We start from the raw sequence: 5,000 nt of genomic DNA, 5'->3' as shown, positions 1-5,000 counted from the left end.
AAATATTAACGTTCAACAGGGAGAGATTTATGGATTCATAGGACGTAACGGTGCTGGTAAAACAACAACCATTCGTATGCTACTCGGTCTTATAAAGCCTACAAGTGGAACTATCGAAATATTCGGAGAGGACTTATTTCAAAATCAAAAAGATATTTTAAGTAGAATTGGTTCTATCGTTGAAGTTCCAGGTTTTTATGAAAACTTAACTGCAAAAGAAAACTTATTAATTAACGCAAAGATAATTGGGGTTCACAAAAAGAATGCTATTGAAGAAGCGTTAGAAATAGTAGGTTTGCAACATGAAACAAAAAAGTTAGTAGGAAAGTATTCTTTAGGCATGAAGCAGCGTTTAGGAATTGCACGCGCCCTTCTCCATTATCCCGAACTACTCATATTAGATGAACCAACTAACGGACTAGACCCCATCGGGATTAAAGAAATGCGAAAACTTATTCATTCTTTAGCTCAAGAAAGGAATATAACGATACTCATTTCTAGTCACATATTAGCCGAGGTAGAACAGTTAGTTGATCGTATCGGAATTATTCACGAAGGAAAGTTACTAGAAGAAGTTTCTCTTGATACGCTACGCAAAGCAAACCGTAAATACATAGAATTTCAGGTGAATAATGACAGTAAGGCTACGATGCTATTAGAAAATCAATTTCAAATTTTCGATTATGAGGTACATGATGAAGGGAATATTCGCATTTACTCTCATTTCGGGCAACAAGGATACATCAATAGAACATTTGTTCTAAATGATATTGAAGTATTAAAAATGATGATGAGCGAAGACAGATTAGAAGATTATTTCACCAAGCTAGTTGGAGGTGGAACAATTGGTTAACCTACTCTATACAGAACTATTAAAACTAAAACGCTCTAATATGTTTTTAATTAGTATTATTGGGGCTGGTGTCGCGCCTTTCTTAGTCGTAGTAGCTTCTTATATACATATAAAAACAAAGCAGCCAACTCCGACTATTTGGTTCCATCAATTATTCACTGAAGTTAACTTATACACTACTTTAGTTATAGGATTCCCCTTATATGGAGTAGTAGTTGCTTATCTGTTTACCCGTGAATATGCAGAAGACACATTAAAAAATTTACTAACTATCCCCGTGTCACGCATTAGTTTTATTATAAGTAAGTTCATCATTCTTTTCCTTTGGATCATGATGCTAACTTTAGTTGCTTGGTCGCTTACTTTAATATTAGGGCTATTGGGGAACTTCCCTGGTTTTAACACTGCTTTACTTTTAGGTTCTTTCCTAAAATTTTTAACCTGTGGTGGACTTCTTTTTCTATTGTCTTCACCTATTGTTCTATTAACTCTTATAATGAAGAGCTATGTACCGCCTATTATATTAACAGTCATTATTACAATGACTAATCTTATGCTCGTAAATTCCAAACATAAAGATTTATTTCCCTGGACCGCCACTTTAGATATCGCAAATAATGAATTACAACCCACATATCCACCAGAGTATTCTTATATGATCATTGCAGCAACAACGATTTTCGGATTTATCGCAACACTATTCTATTTTAAGAGAGTAGACATTCATTAATTTTCAGGAGTGAAACTATGAGCGATATCATTATTGCCTTCATACTCGGTATAGTAGAGGGGTTAGCTGAATTTTTACCTATCTCTTCTACCGGCCACCTTATATTAGTCGGGCATTTATTAGGCTTTGAAGGAGAAAGAGCGAAAACGTTTGAAATTGTTATTCAGCTAGGTGCGATTTTAGCTATTGCAATTTTATATCATAAACGTCTCGTTTCTTTATGTAATATTAAGCCTCTTCTACGCAAAGAGAAAAAATTCAACGCATTCCATGTATTTCTTGGTGTATTTCCAGCAGTAGTTGCTGGTTTACTACTACATGATGTTATTAAAACTTACTTATTTCAGCCATACACTGTTGTGATTGGACTTGTAGCAGGGGCAATTCTTATGATCCTTGCAGAAGTAAAAAAACAAGAGGCAACCGCCTGCTCACTGGACGATTTAACATACCGTCAAGCATTAACAATTGGATTTTTTCAATGTTTAGCAGTATACCCTGGCTTTTCTAGAGCTGGATCTACTATCTCTGGAGGTCTATTAGCAAAAGTAAATTATAAGACTGCATCAGAGTTCTCTTTTCTAATAGCTCTTCCTGTAATGGTTGGGGCTACAAGCTTAGACTTACTAAAAAGCTGGAAGTATTTAAGTGTCGATGACATCCCTATGTTTGCAGTAGGGTTCATTACCTCTTTTATAGTAGCAATGCTAGCAGTAGTAACTTTTCTGAAGCTTTTAGAGAAGATAGGTTTAAAACCTTTTGCATATTATCGGATTTTGCTGGCTATCTTATTTACACTTTTCGTATTGCTATAGATTCGTATCAGTCACAGATTATTAAACCGATATTCAAGTTAGAATATCGGTTTTTTATCTATTTCACCTCTAGTATGTCTTGCTTCAATATGGCATAGTGGCAATACATCACTCCGAATATTCTTCAAGCAATTAGAGCCTTTACCGTACAGCACAATTTAAGAATTAAACATCTCTCTATTAATATGGATGTCTACTGGACAATGCTATATAGGGGCTGAACTTTTTTATAAACCATATTCATTCTAAACATATTATCTTTCTTAATTCACAAAACACAGATACAATTTTTAAATGCGCACAAAGACATAGCATATAAGGAAATTCCCCAAGGATTATAAAGGGACTAAAATATTTATTAAAATGAGATAACTGGGATACTTATTGGGGAACCGTAACAAAACAGGATCTGTTGCAACTTGGCAATTCAGTGATTCTCCTTATTAAACCAATATTGCCGAATAACGACTATAGTATTAGATTCAATGCGTAGGATGAACTTGTATCCATCATTAAAACATCAAAATGCAATGTTTGTCTATAATTGAAACAGTATAATATCGTTTACTAAACACGAAAAAACACAAGTCAAAAGACTTGTGTTTTTAGTTGCTTGGCGACGTCCTACTCTCACAGGGACAAGGTCCCAACTACCATCGGCGCTAGAGAGCTTAACTTCCGTGTTCGGTATGGGAACGGGTGTGACCTCTCTGCCATCATCACCAAACTATTGAAGGCATATTCCTTCAAAACTAGATAACATTTGCTACATATTATATGGTTAAGTCCTCGATCTATTAGTATTCGTCAGCTCCACATGTCACCATGCTTCCACCTCGAACCTATCAACCTGATCATCTTTCAGGGATCTTACTAGCTTACGCTATGGGAAATCTCATCTTGAGGGGGGCTTCATGCTTAGATGCTTTCAGCACTTATCCCTTCCGCACATAGCTACCCAGCTATGCCCTTGGCAGAACAACTGGTACACCAGCGGTGCGTCCATCCCGGTCCTCTCGTACTAAGGACAGCTCCTCTCAAATTTCCTACGCCCACGACGGATAGGGACCGAACTGTCTCACGACGTTCTGAACCCAGCTCGCGTACCGCTTTAATGGGCGAACAGCCCAACCCTTGGGACCGACTACAGCCCCAGGATGCGATGAGCCGACATCGAGGTGCCAAACCTCCCCGTCGATGTGGACTCTTGGGGGAGATAAGCCTGTTATCCCCGGGGTAGCTTTTATCCGTTGAGCGATGGCCCTTCCATGCGGAACCACCGGATCACTAAGCCCGACTTTCGTCCCTGCTCGACTTGTAGGTCTCGCAGTCAAGCTCCCTTATGCCTTTGCACTCTACGAATGATTTCCAACCATTCTGAGGGAACCTTTGGGCGCCTCCGTTACACTTTAGGAGGCGACCGCCCCAGTCAAACTGCCCACCTGACACTGTCTCCCGGGTCGATAAGACCCGTAGGTTAGAATTTCAATACAGTCAGGGCGGTATCCCACCAGCGCCTCCACCGAAGCTAGCGCTCCGGTTTCAAAGGCTCCCGCCTATCCTGTACAAACTGTACCAAAATTCAATATCAGGCTACAGTAAAGCTCCACGGGGTCTTTCCGTCCTGTCGCGGGTAACCTGCATCTTCACAGGTACTATAATTTCACCGAGTCTCTGGTTGAGACAGTGCCCAAATCGTTACACCTTTCGTGCGGGTCGGAACTTACCCGACAAGGAATTTCGCTACCTTAGGACCGTTATAGTTACGGCCGCCGTTTACTGGGGCTTCAGTTCAGAGCTTCGCTTACGCTAACCCCTCTCCTTAACCTTCCAGCACCGGGCAGGTGTCACCCCCTATACTTCGCCTTACGGCTTCGCAGAGAGCTGTGTTTTTGCTAAACAGTCGCTTGGGCCTATTCACTGCGGCTTTCCGTTAAGAAAGCACCCCTTCTCCCGAAGTTACGGGGTCATTTTGCCGAGTTCCTTAACCAGAGTTCTCTCGCACACCTTAGGATTCTCTCCTCGCCTACCTGTGTCGGTTTGCGGTACAGGCACCTTTTATCTCGCTAGAAGCTTTCTTGGCAGCGGGGAATCAAAGACTTCGCTCCATAAGGAGCTTCCCCATCACAGCTCAGCCTTTACGATAAGCGGATTTGCCTACTTATCAGCCTAACTGCTTGGACGTGCACAACCAATCGCACGCTTCTTCTATCCTTCTGCGTCCCTCCATTGCTCAAACGATAAAGAGGTGGTACAGGAATATCAACCTGTTGTCCATCGCCTACGCCTGTCGGCCTCGGCTTAGGTCCTGACTAACCCTGAGCGGACGAGCCTTCCTCAGGAAACCTTAGGCATTCGGTGGACGGGATTCTCACCCGTCTTTCGCTACTCATACCGGCATTCTCACTTCTAAGCACTCCACCAGTCCTTCCGGTCTGACTTCACTGTCCTTAGAACGCTCCCCTACCACTGATACCATTCGGTATCAATCCGCAGCTTCGGTGGTGTATTTAGCCCCGGTACATTTTCGGCGCAGAGTCACTCGACTAGTGAGCTATTACGCACTCTTTAAATGGTGGCTGCTTCTAAGCCAACATCCTAG

The 5,000-nt window shown here is 41.5% G+C and carries 3 protein-coding genes and 2 rRNA genes (2 of these 5 running past the window's edge); 3 read left to right on the top strand and 2 right to left on the bottom strand.

Translation table 11 applies throughout. The annotated features are described in order from the left end of the window. The 3 genes in view from BGI23_RS01630 to uppP are tightly spaced (at most 17 nt apart) and all read left to right on the top strand, a layout consistent with a single transcriptional unit that may run on beyond the window. Window positions 1-853: the 3' portion of an ABC transporter ATP-binding protein gene (locus tag BGI23_RS01630; RefSeq protein WP_000074574.1), read on the top strand. The gene continues 77 nt to the left of window position 1, outside the view; 853 of the gene's 930 nt are visible here — the last part of the coding sequence; its start codon lies beyond the left edge, outside the window; it ends in the stop codon at window positions 851-853. Continuing rightward, window positions 846-1,583: an ABC transporter permease gene (locus tag BGI23_RS01625; RefSeq protein WP_070805108.1), complete on the top strand. Its 738-nt coding sequence runs from the start codon at window positions 846-848 to the stop codon at window positions 1,581-1,583. Before BGI23_RS01630 ends, BGI23_RS01625 begins: the two co-directional genes overlap by 8 nt. A 17-nt stretch (window positions 1,584-1,600) precedes the next feature. Further along, a complete protein-coding gene (gene uppP / locus BGI23_RS01620; RefSeq protein WP_001279964.1) occupies window positions 1,601-2,398 on the top strand; it encodes an undecaprenyl-diphosphate phosphatase UppP in 798 nt (265 codons plus the stop codon). Window positions 2,399-3,009: 611 nt separating this feature from the next. Here uppP and rrf read toward each other — a convergent pair. Both rrf and BGI23_RS01610 read right to left on the bottom strand, forming a co-directional pair. Continuing rightward, window positions 3,010-3,125 (bottom strand): 5S ribosomal RNA (gene rrf / locus BGI23_RS01615). Between the two features lie 50 nt (window positions 3,126-3,175). After that, window positions 3,176-5,000: ribosomal RNA gene (locus tag BGI23_RS01610) — 23S ribosomal RNA — on the bottom strand (it continues 1,097 nt past the right edge of the window).

Origin of the sequence: Bacillus sp. ABP14, from assembly GCF_001831375.1 — a bacterium.
Lineage (GTDB): Bacteria > Bacillota > Bacilli > Bacillales > Bacillaceae_G > Bacillus_A > Bacillus_A paranthracis.
Note: the sequence above shows the minus strand (reverse complement) of the source record. Positions and strands in the feature narration are given on the sequence as shown.

Bases quoted from the DNA above. Each gene is read 5' to 3' on its own strand.
- uppP (WP_001279964.1), top strand. From the start codon at position 1,601: ATGAGCGATATCATTATTGCCTTCATACTCGGTATAGTAGAGGGGTTA.